Consider the following 13,521-nt stretch of genomic DNA (forward strand, 5'->3'; position numbering starts at 1 on the left):
GTTCAAGGAAGGCAATCGCGCCCGGTGGCGCGGCCGGGCTTCAAACCCGGTTGGGGACGGCAGCCGTTCCCGGGCAGGTTCGACTCCCGCTGCCTTCCGCCATTTTCCTTTGCCTGTCAGGGCCCTATCGTCGGCAACACTCAGGCCCGTTCCCCACACAGGTCCAGGGCAAACCACCGCTCTGCCGTTTCGACATCCAGCCCGGCCCCCAGCAACGCAACCATCTTGGCCAGCGCCGCCTCCCGGGTCATGCCCCCGCCACTGACCAGCCCGGCCCCGCGCAAGCGGTTACCCGCCGCATAGGTATCGAACACCACCGACCCTTCAGGGCACTGGCTGATAGCCGCCAGCATCACACCCCGCTGGCGTGCCGCGCTCAGCACATCCAGTAACGCCTGGTCATCCGACGGCCCGGTACCGCTGCCGTAGCACTCCAGCAGCAATCCCTGCACGCCGCTGCCCAGCAGTGCTTGCAAATGCCCGGCTTGCAGGCCCGGGAACACCGGCACTACCGCCAGGTTGACCGGCTGGCGCGGGTGCTTGTAGCCAAGCTCGGCAGGGATCGCCGTTGCGCGCTCACTGTCACGATGACGCGGCAGCGCGGCAAAGGCATCGAACGCCTCGCTGCGCAGCTTCGACGCCCGGCAGCCATGCAGCAGCTGCCCATGGAAGTACAGCTGCACGCCATCTTCCAGCCCTTGTTCGAACTGGCGCAGTGCGCCGCACAAGTTGCCCCAGGCGTCGCTGTCCGCGCTACCTGCCGGCAGCATCGAGCCGGTCAGCAGCACTGGCACCGGCAGGCCCAGCAGCAGGAACGACAACGCCGCGGCGCTGTAGGCCAGGCTGTCGGTGCCATGCAGCACGAGCACGCCATCATGGCCAGCCACCTCTACCGCTGCGACGATTGCATCGCGCATCGCCAGCCAGTTGTGCTGTTGCATGTTGGCGCTGTCGAGCAGCGGGTTCAGTTCCTGCAAGGTCCATTGCACCTGGGGGGCGTCGGCCAACTGGGCAAAGTGTTCGCGCATGCGTGCTTCGAAGCCACCGGCGGGCGCCAGGCCTTCGGGGGTTTCGAGCATGCCGATGGTGCCCCCGGTATAGAGCACGAGGAGATTCTTTACTGCTCGCATGGGAAGTATCCGTAGCGGTGAGCGGAAGAAGGTAAGCCGCCCACGGACGGGGCGGCTGGCAGGGGAGAGTATCAGCGTTGAGTCTGGACTTCGCCGACTGCTTTGTCAGTGGCTGTTTCCGCCTGCGGATTGGCAGGCCAGGCATTGCGATCCAGGTCCAGGTCGGCAAACTTGGCCGAGTCGAACACCGGTTGGTCGACGCCCGCCTTGCGCTGGTCGTCGTAGTCGCGCATCACCCGCAGGCCGACCTTGAACAGCAGGGCCAGGGCCACCAGGTTGACGAAGGCCAGGCAGGTCATGGTGATATCGGCAAAGGCGAACACAGTCGACAGGTCCTGCAACGAGCCCCATACAACCAGCGCCAGTACCAAGCCACGGAATACCATCAGTACCACACGATTGCGGCTGAGGAACTGCAGGCTGTTCTCGCCCAGGTAGTAGTTGTAGAGGATGCAGGTGAACACGAACAGCGACAGTGCCACGCTGACGAACACGCGGCCCCAGTCACCAACCACGGCGGCCAGCGAGTTCTGGGTCAGGACGATGCCGTCACCTTCGAAGCCCGGGGTGTAGAAGCCCGACAATAGGATCAGCAACGCGGTGCAGGTGCAGATCACGAAGGTGTCGAGGAACACGCTGAATGCCTGGACAACGCCCTGCGCACCCGGGTGTTTCACGGCGGCCACGGCTGCGACGTTTGGCGCACTGCCCAGGCCCGCTTCGTTGGCGAACACACCACGCTTCACGCCCATGACGATGGCACTGCCGAGCAGGCCGCCGAACGCCGGGTCGAGGCCGAAGGCACTCTTGAAGATGGTTTCCAGCATGGCTGGCACGTGCTCGATCTGGGTGCCGATCACGTACAGGGTCACGCCGATGTACGCCAGGGTCTTGACCGGTACCAGCAGGTCCGACACCGCGGCGATGCGCTTGATGCCGCCGATGAAGGTGATGGCCAGCAGCACGGCGAGGACGATGCCGGTGTGCTTGGGGTCGAAGGCGAAGGCGTTCTGCAGCGAGTGAGTCACGGTGTACGACTGCAGGCCGATGAAGGCGAAGCCGTAGGTGACCAGCAGCAGGACCGAGAACACGATGGCCATGCTTTTCAGCTTCAGGCCGTGCTGGATGTAGTACGCCGGGCCACCACGGTACAGGCCGTCGCCATCGGCGCGCTTGTAGACCTGGGCCAGGGTGCATTCGAAGAAGCTGCTGGACATACCCACCAGTGCGGTGACCCACATCCAGAACACGGCGCCTGGGCCACCCAGGGTCACGGCAATGCCGACACCGGCGATGTTACCGGCACCAACGCGGCCAGCCAGGCTCAGCATCAGGGCCTGGAAGGAGCTCAGCTGGCCTGCCTGGCCACGCAGCGATTCCTTGAACACACCGAACATGTGGCCGAAGTGGCGGAACTGGACGAACCGGGAGCGGATAGTGAAGTAGCTACCCAGCCCTACGATCAGCACAATGAGAAGTTTCCCCGAGAGGAAATCGTTGAGTACTTCGAGCATTGGAAAATGACCTCGATTCTTATTGTTCGTGTGGAAAGATCAGCGGACGGCAGGCGCACCGCTATTCGTGGGGCGCATGGTTGGCTATGACAAGAGCGGTTACAATTTCGCGGGTTGCTCTGATTTGGTGCAACTTGATGCTACAATTGCGCCATTCGCGTCACCTGAGTCCCGAGTCATGAGCGATCATTTCGCTACCAACCTCAAACTGGCCTGCAGCCACTACCGCTCTATCTCCGAAGTTTGCCGCCAGCTGTCGATCAACCGCGCACAGTTCAACAAGTACCTGAGTGGGCAAAGCCGCCCGACGGCCTACAACCTCAAGCGCATCGGCGATTTCTTCGGGGTCGAAGATTACGAATTGAATTTGCCACCCGAGCAGTTCAGCCGCCTGATCGGTGCTCGCGTGTCGACCCCGGCCGAGCAGCCTGGCGACCCGATCAGTGATCTGTTCCGTCCGTTGCACGCCCATGCGGGGAACCTGTCGCGCTATTGCGGTTACTACCTGGAATATTCCAACTGCATGTCGGTTCCGGGCACGGTCCTGGTGTCATTGGTGCACCTGTGGGAGGAGCGCGGGCAGTTCCTTTTCGAACGCCAGGAACGCCAGGAGCGTTCCAGCGCCACCAACCCCCATGCCGAGGTGCGTTGCCGCTATCTGGGAGCGGCGTTCCAACTGCAAGACCGGATGTTCCTGGTCGATTACGAGTCGCTGACGTTCAACGAGATGAGCCAGACTATCCTCATCCCCAGTTTCAAGAGCCGCATTACCCGCCTCAACGGCCTGAAGGCCGGCGTATCCAGCGGAGACCGGCGCAACCCGGCCTGCACTCGGGTTGTGTGGGACTACCTGGGAGAGGAGATCAATCGCATCAATGTCTACCGGCAGGTAAAACTGTACCAGCCGGATGACCCACGCATAGATGACGATGTGCGTGAGCGCCTTAGCGTGGGGCCGTTGCGTAACAGTCTGTTCGAAATCGAGTGATGCTTTTTTCAGAGAACAAGTTGATGTAACCACTCGCCAACAGGGTTGCCTGGGTCGAGCAGCAACTTGATTGCCATGATGCAGCAAACACAGACCAGCAATGGCTTGATCAGACGGGGGCCAAAGTGTACTGCGCAGCGTGCGCCCAGTTGAGCCCCCACAAAAGCAGCGAATGCCATCGCCAGTGCCAGCGGCCAGATGATCGCCCCGCTCAGTGAAAAGACTGACAACGCGCCCAGATTACAGGCTGCGTTCAATAGCTTGCTGGTGCACACGGCTTGTATCAAGTGCTGGCCCAAGAGGATCACGCAGGCCAGCATGAAGAACGAGCCTACGCCAGGGCCGAAGATCCCGTCATAAAAGCCAATGATTGGTGCAACCGTAATGCAGAACAGGCTGGTCGATATCTTTGCCTTGCGCGCTTGTTCATTCGGCTTTGGACTGAAGGCAAAGTAGGCGGCTATCAGGATCAGCAGAGGTGGAACGCACGCCTGCAGAACGCTTTTGGGCACGTAAGTTATCGACAAGGCACCCAACGCCCCTCCGATAAACGACATGACAGCCATTGGACTGCCTTGTCTCCAGTCGATCATGCCTTTGCGGGCGAAGGCGCACGTAGCCGAAACCGTAGCCGAAGCCGCCTGGAACTTGTTGGTGGCAATTGCCGCCAAGGGTTCGATACCGGCAATGAACAACACCGGGAGCGTGATCAGGCCCCCGCCACCGGCGATAGCATCGAAAAAGCCGGCCATCAGTGCCACCAGTGCGAGGGTCAGAACAAGCGTTAAATCTAATTCGATCATTGAGTGTTTTCCTATGATCAGCCACGCACCAGCAGCGGGTCTTCAGCGAGCACCAGCGGTTCGGCAAAGGGGGAATATCCGAATTGACGGATAAGCAGGCGCCGGTTGTCCTGAACCATGTCGCGGCCGTGCAAGGCTCGGCTGTTGTTGATCAGCAGTGCGGTGTCAGGCTGCAGGACAAACGCCAACGGTTGTGTGGTATCCAGTATTTTTTGAAAGGAGTCGAAAGCGCGCGCAGCAGCGCTGCAGGCGCGGTCATTCAGACTGAAGCGATAGCTATTGTAACGAACAGAGAAACCACCATTTGGCTCGAATTGCAGTATTGAAACTGCTTTGCCTGCATTGCCTTGCCCGTGACCGAAGCAGTCACTGCGGGTGAAGTCGAAAGACGCTGAAGTCAGTGCAAGTGTGCCCATGCTACCCAAGCGTTCAATGATTCCCTGGAGCGGGAAGACATGCGTAGGTTCATTGGCGGGGTTCCAGCGCGCAGTCAGAATCAGTGCAGAGGGAGCAGGGGAGTGAGCGTTGCTGGAAATTGTCGAGCAGTTGTAAGGCGCTTCAGTGTGTGGCCCCAAGCGCAAGCCCGCATGCGAGCTGGTTTCAACTTTCAGGCAGGGATCTTCGTCGAGTCGCGGAATGCGGCCACCGCCCTTGAAGTTGCCCACCAGGCGAACCTGCTTACCCTCGTTATCTATATCGAAGGCGAAACTGCGGTGGCGCACGAGCTCCAGCAGCAGTTGATTGCGTGAGGCAAGGTATTGGCAGCGTGGGTTTTGCGCCAGGGTGGAAATGTGGGGCAGATATTCTGGTATTGGCTCGTCGGCACAAGGCATATGTCTGTACATCAAGGCAGATAGATGGCCTTCACTGAAGCGTTGTAGCAGCCCACGCTGTTCCACACTCAAGGCTTGCTCGAGTTGATCGGCGAATATACGAGCCTGAAGTGCTACTCCTTTGGCCTCTGGGCCACCCAGGTCAGCAATGGTCTGGCTTGCAAAGGCTATGGCTTTGCTTTGCTCCGGGCTGAAATCCAGGTATGCAGCTTCTGAATGAGGCATTGAACGTTCCCTGTACTTGTTTTTGTGAAGCTCCCCGGCTGGCAAGTGGGGGAGTCAACTATTCAATGCGGTTGTGCTGTTGCGCGGAAGTCAGCTCGTTCCTGGTATGTCGTAGGAGATTTCTGCGTGTTGCGGTATTGAACGGTGAAACTTTGAAATCACTACCGCCTGTGGCATCGAACGGGTCCGGTGTTGGACTTCCCCGCCCGGAAACCGCAAAATGACCCCTTTCCTTCAATCAACCTCTCCGGATCTGCTGACTCTATGCGTATGCGCCTAATGCTGTTGGGTGGTGGCAATGCCCTCGGGCAAGCGCTGATTCGTCTTGGGGCCGAGGAGGACATCGCATTCCTGGCTCCGCGTCCACCCGAGAACGGCTGGACGCCGGCCAGCCTCACCCAGCTGCTCGACGATCATCGTCCCGATGCACTGGTCAACCTGGCCTATTACTTCGACTGGTTCCAGGCCGAGTCGGTCAGTGAGCAGCGCCTGGCCCAGCAGGAGCGGGCTGTGGAGCGGTTGGCAGAGCTGTGCCAGCACCACCAGATCACCCTGGTTCAGCCATCCAGCTACCGGGTGTTCGATGGTTCTCGGGCCACGGCCTACAGCGAAAAGGACGAGCCGGTACCGCTGGGCCTGCGTGGCCAGGCCCTGTGGCGTATCGAGCAGAGCGTTCGCGCGGCTTGCCCGCAACACGTGCTGTTGCGCTTTGGTTGGCTGCTCGACGAAAGCATCGACGGGGCGTTGGGCCGCTTCCTTACCCGCGCCGAGCAACCCCAGGAGCTGCTGCTGGCCGATGACCGGCGTGGCAACCCTACGCCGGTCGACGACGCCGCCCGGGTGATCCTGTCGGTGCTCAAACAACTCGATTGCAGTGCGCCGCTGTGGGGCACCTACCATTACGCCGGCAACGAGGCGACCACGCCGCTGGCGCTGGGCCAGGCGATCCTCGCCGAGGCAGACCAGTACCGGCAGCTGGCCGTGCAGGCGCCGACGCCGCAGGCACATGCCGCACGGCCGGATGCCAGCGAAGAGCCGCAGCACGCGGTACTGGCCTGCAAGAAAATCCTTCATACCTTCGGCATCAAGCCGCGCGCCTGGCGCGCCGGCTTGCCGCCTCTACTGGACCGGTTCTACCGCCATGGCTGACGCCCCCATCCTGATCACCGGCGGTGCCGGCTTTATTGGCTCCCACCTGTGCGATGCGTTGTTGGAGAAAGGCTACGCCGTACGCATTCTCGACGATTTCTCCACTGGCCAGCGGGGCAACCTGCAGGTTGGCCACCCTCGGCTGGAACTGGTTGAAGGCGATGTCGCCGATGCCGAGCTGGTTACGCAGGTTACGGCTGGCTGCAGTGCCGTGGTGCACCTGGCTGCGGTGGCCTCGGTGCAGGCCTCGGTCGAGGACCCGGTGCGGACCCACCAGAGCAATTTCATCGGTACCCTCAACGTGTGCGAAGCCATGCGCGTGCATGGGCTGCGCCGGGTGCTGTTCGCCTCCAGTGCGGCGGTGTATGGCAACAATGGTGAAGGCGAGTCGATTGCCGAAGACACTCCCAAGGCGCCGCTGACCCCCTATGCCGTGGACAAGCTGGCCAGTGAGCAGTACCTGGACTTCTACCGTCGTCAGCATGGCCTGGAGCCGGTGGTGTTCCGCTTCTTCAATATCTTCGGGCCGCGCCAGGACCCGTCCTCGCCGTATTCCGGGGTGATCAGCATCTTCTCCCAACGTGCTGTGCAGGGTTTGCCGATTACCGTATTCGGTGATGGTGAGCAGACCCGGGACTTCCTTTACGTGGGCGACCTGGTGCAGGTGATGGTGCAGGCGCTGGAGCAGCCGCAGGTCGAGGAGGGCGCGGTGAATATCGGCCTCAACCAGGCCACATCGCTTAACCAGCTGCTGGCAGCGCTTGAGAAGGTGGTGGGTAGCTTGCCGGCGGTCAGCTATGTGGCGGCACGTTCGGGTGACATTCGCCATTCGCGGGCGGATAACCAGCGCTTGTTGGCGCGGTTCGAGTTTCCGCAGGCGACGCCGATGGTCGAGGGCTTGTCGCGGCTTCTGGGCAAGGGCTGAATTGCTTGGGGGCGCTTTGCGCCCCTATCGCCGGCAAGCCAGCTCCCCGAGAGCGAGTACGCGGTCCCGGTGGGAGCTGGCTTGCCGGCGATGGGCTGCGCAGCAGCCCCAGAATCACTCATGCCGCACCACTTTTCGCAGGCAATCCCCTGCCGCCAGCACCCGCCCATCCCGGGCCCGCACCTGCAGTGTTTCCAGCGCCTGCCCCGTATCACCATCCACCAACTCCGAACGCACCTCGCCCGCCTCGAACAGAAACCGCTCCCCCCACTGCCTCAAGCCAACCACCACCGGGAACACCGATCGCCCTTTCTCGGTCAGCACATACTCCTTGTAGGCACTGCCATCCGACGCCGGCTGCATCGTCAGCAGCCCACTCTCCACCAGCCACTTCAGCCGTGAGGCGAGGATGTTCTTCGCCAGCCCCAGGTTCTTCTGGAATTCACTGAAGCGCCGCAGCCCATCGAATGCGTCGCGCAGGATCATCAGCGCCCAGCGGTCTCCCAGTACCTCCAGCGCCCGGGCTACGGGGCATTGCGCATTGTTTTCATCGAGCATGGACGGGGCCTTTCGTGATCATCTGGTTGCAGATTAAAACTACATTTGCTAAATAGCCAGCATGTGGTTTCAATTCGAAACCAGATTGACGAGACCAGCCCGATGAACCCTGCACTTACACGCTGGATAACCCTGCTGCTGGCCATTACCAGCGCCATGGCTGTGGCGACAGTGTATTTCGCCCAGCCTCTGCTCGAGTCGATGGCCGCTGACCTTGGCGTGGCGCAGCAGCAGATCGGTTGGGTAGTTGGCGCGACCCAGGCGGGCTACGCCCTGGGGTTGTTGCTGATCGTGCCGCTGGGTGACCTGATCGACCGCAAGCGCCTGCTGCTCGGGCAATTGCTGTTCTCGGCCCTGGCGCTGGTTGGGGTAGGCATGGCGCCCAACTGGGCGCTATTGCTGCTGGCCCTGGCTATCACCGGGCTGATGGCGGTCATGGTGCAGGTGATGGTGGCGCATGCAGCGAGCCTTGCCGACCCCGGCCAGCAGGGGCAGGCCGTGGGCACCGTCACCAGCGGCATAGTGCTGGGCATTTTGCTGGCGCGGCTGGTCTCGGGCGGGCTTGCCGACCTGGCTGGCTGGCGCAGCGTGTACCTGATTACCGCAGGGTTGTTGATACTGCTGGCCCTTGTGCTGTGGCGCAGCCTGCCCGTGGGGCAACCGGTGTCGCTGCGGTCTGGCTACCGGGCGCTGATCGTTGCCCAGTTCAGGCTGTACCGGCACGACCGGCTGCTACGTCAGCGCGGGTTGTTCGGCGTGTTGATCTTCGCTGCGTTCAGCGTGCTCTGGAGTGCCATGGTCATGCCCCTGAGTGCCGAGCCACTGGCGCTGAGCCATACCGCGATCGGTCTATTCGGCCTGGCGGGTGTTGCCGGCACATTGGCGGCAGCGCGCGCCGGTCGCCTGGCCGACCAGGGGCTGGGGGAGCGCACCACCGGGGTAGCGCTGATTCTGCTTGTGCTGTCATGGCTGCCCACGGCCTTCGTCGGGCATTCACTGATGGCCTTCGGGTTGGGTGTGCTGATGCTGGACTTTGCCGTGCAGGCGGTGCATGTCACCAACCAGAGCCTGCTGCTGGCCGGGCGTGGCGCAATGGCCAGCCGTTTGATCGGCGCCTACATGTGCTGCTATTCGCTTGGCAGTGGAGTGGGGGCAGTGCTGGCGAGTTGGGTGTATGCCCATTGGGGTTGGGCAGCGGTGTGTGGGCTCGGGATGGGCATCAGCGCGGTCGCGTTGGGGTACTGGTTATGGCTGCAACGCGCGAGGGCGGCCGAAGCCGCCCTGCAGTGTTCAGGTCAGAACTTGTAGCCAAGGCCGACCATGTACACCCATGGGTCGACATCGACGTCGACTTTGGTCTTGCTGTAGCCCAGTGCGGACGGGCCGTCGACGCTGGCCTTGGTGTCGATGTCGATGTACCAGACCGAAGCGTTGACCAGCAGGTTGTCGGTGATCATGTAGTCCATGCCCAGCTGACCGGCGATGCCGACCGAGTCTTGCAGCTTCAGGTTGCTGAAGCCCTGCTGCTTGCGTGCACTACTGAGGTCCTCATCGAAGAACAGGGTGTAGTTGATGCCGACGCCGGCATACGGCTGGAACTTGGAAGTTGGTTCCATCGGGTAGTACTGCAACGACAGGGTCGGTGGCAGTTGCTTGATATCGGCCAACTTGCCGTCCAGGCCGCCGCCCAGACCTTTGACGCCGACGGTGTGCTTGAACGGGGTGGCCGCCAGCAACTCGAGGCCGACATGGTCGGTGAGCATGTAGGCGAAGGTCAGGCCCAGTTGGGTGTCGCTGTCCAAGGTCGCCTTGGTGCCCGATACCTTGCTGCCGTCGAATTTCAGGTCGCCGCTGCTTTCGTTGGGGGCAACGGTGATGGCACCGGCACGGACGATGACATCACCCGCCTGGTGGGCGTGGGCGACAGGGGCAGCGAGCGCCAGGGCCGCGAGGGCGGCGCTGAGCAAGGACTTGTTCATGGAAGCTCCCAGAGGACGTGAGTAATCGAGTAGTCCAATGGTACGGATGCCGTTAAACAGAAAGTTTGACCCAGCTCAAAGAAGCGTCGTCACGAATTCGAAACAGTTCTCATCTCAGCTCATAAGCGTATATTTTCTCGGCTTCCATCTGGTAGCCGGCATCGGCCAGTTCGCTGCTGGAGGCTCTAACCTGCAGCTTCCCCTCGATCCAGTAGGGCTGGTAGAGGTCTTCTACGCGAACGCCCATTTCACTGAAGATGTGCACGATCTGGTTCGACGGTGGCGGTGGCACGTGGATGCACGCGCCGTAGTAGGGGACCAGCAGGAATTCGGTGGTGCGGCCTTCTTCGCTCACCTCCAGCGGCACGATGTAGCCGGGCAGTTTGATCTGCTGGCCGTCGAGGCTTTTTACCACTGGAGCATCGGGGGCCTGCTGGCGCGCCGGTGGGGCGGACTCGGCGGACAGGGCGTTGCTGAGCTGCGACATGTCGTGCAACGGCGCGAGTTGGGGCGGGATGACCGGGGCGCCTTCGGGGATGAGGGCGGGCCAGTCAAGTTCGCGGGGTTCCGAGGCCCAGATGGGCGATGCCAGCGAAAGCAGCATGACCAGTAGTAGTTGTACTGCCTGTACTGGCCTCTTCGCGGGTGAACCCGCTCCCACAGGTCCTGCATAGGCTTTGAAGCTTGTGGTGGACCTTGTGGGAGCGGGTTCACCCGCGAAGAAGGCAGTGAGGTATTGGATCATTGCACGCCCTCAGAGGTGAATGGACAAGCCGTCGGCCAGCGACTGCCGATAGGCCCGCCACGCCGGTACGCTGCCCATCAACAGCGCAGCTCCCAGGATGATAGCCAGCAACGTCCATTCATGAGCACTCGGCATGGCCAGCGGCAAGTACAAACCATAGTTGGCCTGCACATACCCTTGTGCCAAGGCGATTCCCGCATACAGCAAGCCAAGCCCTGCAGCGATCCCGACCGCCGCCAGCGACAGTGCCTCCAGCACCAGCAGCCCTGCGATATGCCACGGTCTGGCACCAACCGAGCGCAATATCGCCATCTCCCTGCGGCGTTCATTGAGGCTGGTGAGAATCGCCGTAAGCATGCCGATCAGGCCGGTCAGCACCACGAACAGCGACACCACGAACAACGCCTGCTCCGCGGTGCCCATCAGGCTCCACAGCTCCTGCAGGGCTACCCCGGGCAGGATAGCCAGCAACGGCTCGCTGCGGTATTCATTGATCTCCCGCTGCAGGCTGAATGTCGCGATCTTGCTGTTCAGGCCGATCATGAACGCAGTGATGGCGGCAGGCTGCAGGTCCATGGTCCGTGCCTGCTCGGCGCTGATACGCCCGGCGCCACGGGCCGGCACCCCGTTGTGCCAGTCGATGTGGATGGCTTCCATGCCGCCCAGGCTGATATGCAGCGTGCGGTCGACCGGCGTACCGGTGCGCTTGAGCACTCCGACTACGGTGAACGGCTTGTCGTCGTGCTTGACCAGGCTGATCGCGGCCACGCCGTGGGCAAGTACCAGCTTGTCGCCCAGTTTGTAGTGCAACGCCTCGGCCACTTCGGCACCCAGCACCACCTCGAACGGATCATCGGCAAACGCGCGGCCATGGCTCAATTCCAGGTGCTGGCGGCGGCCGTACTGGTAATGGCTGAAGTAGTCGCCGGTAGTGCCCATCACTCGATAACCACGGTGCGAGTCGCCCAGCGAGATGGGGATGGCCCATTTCACCCGCGGGTCCTTGGCGTAGTGCTCATAGCTGTCCCAACGGATATTGTTGGTGGCGTTGCCGATGCGGAACACCGAGTACAACAGCAGGTTCACCGAGCCGGAGCGGGCGCCGACGATCAGGTCGGTACCGCTTATGGTGCTGGCGAAGCTGGCCCGGGCCTCGGTACGGACCCGCTCAACGGCCAGCAGCAGGCACACCGACAGGGCGATGGCGAAGGCGGTGAGGAATGCGGTGAAGCGGCGGTTGGCCAGGCTGGCCAAGGCAAGGCGGAGCAGGTACATCAGGCCTCCCGGGGCTTGGCGGCGCGGTTGAGTTCGGCCAGCGACAGGTGGCGGTCGAACAGCGGCGCCAGGCTTTGGTCGTGGCTGACGAACAGCAGGCTGGCACCGGCGGCGCGGCATTCATCGAACAGCAGGCGGATGAACGCTTCGCGGGTGTCGGCATCCAGCGCCGAGGTCGGTTCGTCGGCGATCACCAGTTCGGGTTGGCCGATCAGTGCGCGGGCGGCAGCAACCCGTTGTTGCTGGCCGATCGACAGGCTGTCGGCGCGGCGGGCGAGCAGGGCGGGGTCGTCCAGGCCCAGGTGGGCCAGCAAGGTGCTGGCTGCCTGGTCGACACTGCCATGGCGCTGCTCAGCGCGGGCCTTGCGGCTGCGCGAGAAGCGGCAGGGCAGCTCGACGTTTTCGCGCACCGAGAAGAACGGCAGCAGGTTGAACTGCTGGAAGATATAACCGGTGTGGTCGACCCGGAAGCGGTCACGGGCGCCCTGGCCCAGACGGCAGAGGTCTTGGCCGAGCAACTGGATGCGGCCCTGGCCCGGTACGTTCACCCCGCCCAGCAGGCCCAGCAATGTGGTCTTGCCACTGCCGCTGGGGCCCTTGAGAAACAGGGCTTCGCCAGCTTCCAGGCGGAATGCCGGAATATCCAGCAGCGCCGGCTGTCCGGGCCAGGCGAAGACCAGGTCATGCAGTTCGATCAACGGCTGGCGCATTCAGAACACGACCGCGGCCTTGGCCGGTGTGGTTTCCACGCCTTTCTGGCCATTGGGGCCGATCAGTTGAACGGTGATTTTCTGGGTAGCCGGGAACGCCTTGAACAGCGGAGCGAGGTCCACCTGCGTCAGTTTGTCGGGGTTGGCGCAGGTCAGCTGGTAATGGGCGCCGATGTCGCTGTGCTGGTGGCTGTGCTCGTGGTCGTCACCATCGTCGTCGGCTTTCGGGGCATCACCGAACAGCGGGCTTTCCAGTTCCTGCTGGTCTTCCTTGCAACCGGCAGCGGCGGGCAGGCCGAACAGCTTCAGTGGCTGCTCCAGCTGCTGGCGCACCGCCGCGACCTTGGCCTTGTCGGCGTCGCTGTTGGCAGCGTGTTCGAAGCCGACCAGATTAATTGCCGGGCTGTCCAACTCCAGCTCCAGAGTGTTGCCATCGAGCACGGCATTGAGCTTGGCCACGCCATGCTCGTGGGCGCCGAGGGTGCCGTGGGCGTGGTCGTGATCATGGTCATCATCGTGGGCTTGGGCCACGGCCAGGGGCAGCAGGGCGAAGGGCAAGGCAAGCAACAGGCGACGCATGGACGACTCCGGAGCGGGCGGGAAGATCGGGTTATGTTATAACAACTTTTCCGCGTGCTGCCAGCCTGCGTGGCGCAGGTTTCATGTTGGGGTAGGATGGTGGCATTG

General features: G+C 62.4%; 14 protein-coding genes and 1 tRNA gene. 5 read left to right on the forward strand and 10 right to left on the reverse strand.

The window, feature by feature from the left end; genetic code table 11:
* The first annotated feature begins 6 nt into the window (after positions 1-6).
* Positions 7-102, forward strand: a tRNA-Sec gene (locus CAG18_RS20310).
* 38 nt (positions 103-140) lie between these two features.
* Here the strand turns inward: CAG18_RS20310 and CAG18_RS20315 are convergent.
* Positions 141-1,130 carry an asparaginase gene (locus tag CAG18_RS20315; protein ID WP_039614609.1) on the reverse strand — a complete coding sequence of 330 codons (990 nt, stop codon included), beginning with the start codon at positions 1,128-1,130 and terminating at the stop codon, positions 141-143.
* Between the two features lie 71 nt (positions 1,131-1,201).
* Positions 1,202-2,644: a sodium:alanine symporter family protein gene (locus tag CAG18_RS20320; RefSeq protein ID WP_013970656.1), complete on the reverse strand. Its 1,443-nt coding sequence runs from the start codon at positions 2,642-2,644 to the stop codon at positions 1,202-1,204.
* 178 nt (positions 2,645-2,822) lie between these two features.
* Here CAG18_RS20320 and CAG18_RS20325 point away from each other — a divergent pair, with 178 nt between their 5' ends.
* Positions 2,823-3,632: a helix-turn-helix transcriptional regulator gene (locus CAG18_RS20325; RefSeq protein WP_015268762.1), complete on the forward strand. Its 810-nt coding sequence runs from the start codon at positions 2,823-2,825 to the stop codon at positions 3,630-3,632.
* Positions 3,633-3,640: 8 nt separating this feature from the next.
* On the opposite strand, the gene CAG18_RS20330 is transcribed toward CAG18_RS20325, so the two are convergent.
* The gene (locus CAG18_RS20330; protein ID WP_013970658.1) at positions 3,641-4,435 is read right to left on the reverse strand and encodes a TSUP family transporter; all 795 of its coding nucleotides are present in this window, start codon (positions 4,433-4,435) and stop codon (positions 3,641-3,643) included.
* A 17-nt stretch (positions 4,436-4,452) separates the two neighbouring features.
* The gene (locus tag CAG18_RS20335; protein WP_043935265.1) at positions 4,453-5,493 is read right to left on the reverse strand and encodes a hypothetical protein; all 1,041 of its coding nucleotides are present in this window, start codon (positions 5,491-5,493) and stop codon (positions 4,453-4,455) included.
* Between the two features lie 264 nt (positions 5,494-5,757).
* Between CAG18_RS20335 and CAG18_RS20340 the strand changes: the two genes are divergently transcribed.
* Both CAG18_RS20340 and CAG18_RS20345 read left to right on the forward strand, forming a co-directional pair.
* Positions 5,758-6,642, forward strand: coding sequence for a sugar nucleotide-binding protein (locus tag CAG18_RS20340; RefSeq protein WP_085721421.1), 885 nt, complete (start codon positions 5,758-5,760; stop codon positions 6,640-6,642).
* A complete protein-coding gene (locus tag CAG18_RS20345; protein ID WP_015268765.1) occupies positions 6,635-7,567 on the forward strand; it encodes an NAD-dependent epimerase/dehydratase family protein in 933 nt (310 codons plus the stop codon). Before CAG18_RS20340 ends, CAG18_RS20345 begins: the two co-directional genes overlap by 8 nt.
* A 114-nt stretch (positions 7,568-7,681) precedes the next feature.
* Here CAG18_RS20345 and CAG18_RS20350 read toward each other — a convergent pair whose 3' ends face one another.
* Positions 7,682-8,125 carry a helix-turn-helix domain-containing protein gene (locus tag CAG18_RS20350; protein ID WP_015268766.1) on the reverse strand — a complete coding sequence of 148 codons (444 nt, stop codon included), beginning with the start codon at positions 8,123-8,125 and terminating at the stop codon, positions 7,682-7,684.
* A 102-nt stretch (positions 8,126-8,227) separates the two neighbouring features.
* Between CAG18_RS20350 and CAG18_RS20355 the strand changes: the two genes are divergently transcribed.
* Positions 8,228-9,433 (forward strand): MFS transporter, encoded by a 1,206-nt coding sequence (locus CAG18_RS20355; protein WP_015268767.1) that lies wholly within the window; start codon positions 8,228-8,230, stop codon positions 9,431-9,433.
* Here the strand turns inward: CAG18_RS20355 and CAG18_RS20360 are convergent.
* The 5 genes from CAG18_RS20360 to CAG18_RS20380 all read right to left on the reverse strand — a co-directional run bounded on the left by CAG18_RS20360 (position 9,421) and on the right by CAG18_RS20380 (position 13,413).
* On the reverse strand, positions 9,421-10,104 hold the full coding sequence (locus CAG18_RS20360) for an OmpW family protein (protein ID WP_015268768.1): 684 nt from the start codon (positions 10,102-10,104) through the stop codon (positions 9,421-9,423). The two genes, CAG18_RS20355 and CAG18_RS20360, sit on opposite strands and share 13 nt — an antisense overlap.
* A gap of 109 nt (positions 10,105-10,213) precedes the next feature.
* Positions 10,214-10,708: a DUF3299 domain-containing protein gene (locus CAG18_RS20365; RefSeq protein ID WP_015268769.1), complete on the reverse strand. Its 495-nt coding sequence runs from the start codon at positions 10,706-10,708 to the stop codon at positions 10,214-10,216.
* Positions 10,709-10,858: 150 nt separating this feature from the next.
* Positions 10,859-12,124, reverse strand: a complete 1,266-nt coding sequence (locus CAG18_RS20370) for an ABC transporter permease (RefSeq protein ID WP_085721422.1) — start codon at positions 12,122-12,124, stop codon at positions 10,859-10,861.
* Positions 12,124-12,834 carry an ABC transporter ATP-binding protein gene (locus CAG18_RS20375; protein ID WP_015268771.1) on the reverse strand — a complete coding sequence of 237 codons (711 nt, stop codon included), beginning with the start codon at positions 12,832-12,834 and terminating at the stop codon, positions 12,124-12,126. The genes CAG18_RS20370 and CAG18_RS20375 overlap by 1 nt, the downstream gene beginning before the upstream one ends.
* Positions 12,835-13,413 carry a DUF2796 domain-containing protein gene (locus CAG18_RS20380; RefSeq protein ID WP_085721423.1) on the reverse strand — a complete coding sequence of 193 codons (579 nt, stop codon included), beginning with the start codon at positions 13,411-13,413 and terminating at the stop codon, positions 12,835-12,837.
* Between the last annotated feature and the right edge of the window lie 108 nt (positions 13,414-13,521).

Origin of the sequence: Pseudomonas sp. B22(2017), from assembly GCF_002113105.1 — a bacterium.
GTDB classification, from domain to species: Bacteria; Pseudomonadota; Gammaproteobacteria; order Pseudomonadales; family Pseudomonadaceae; genus Aquipseudomonas; species Aquipseudomonas asiatica.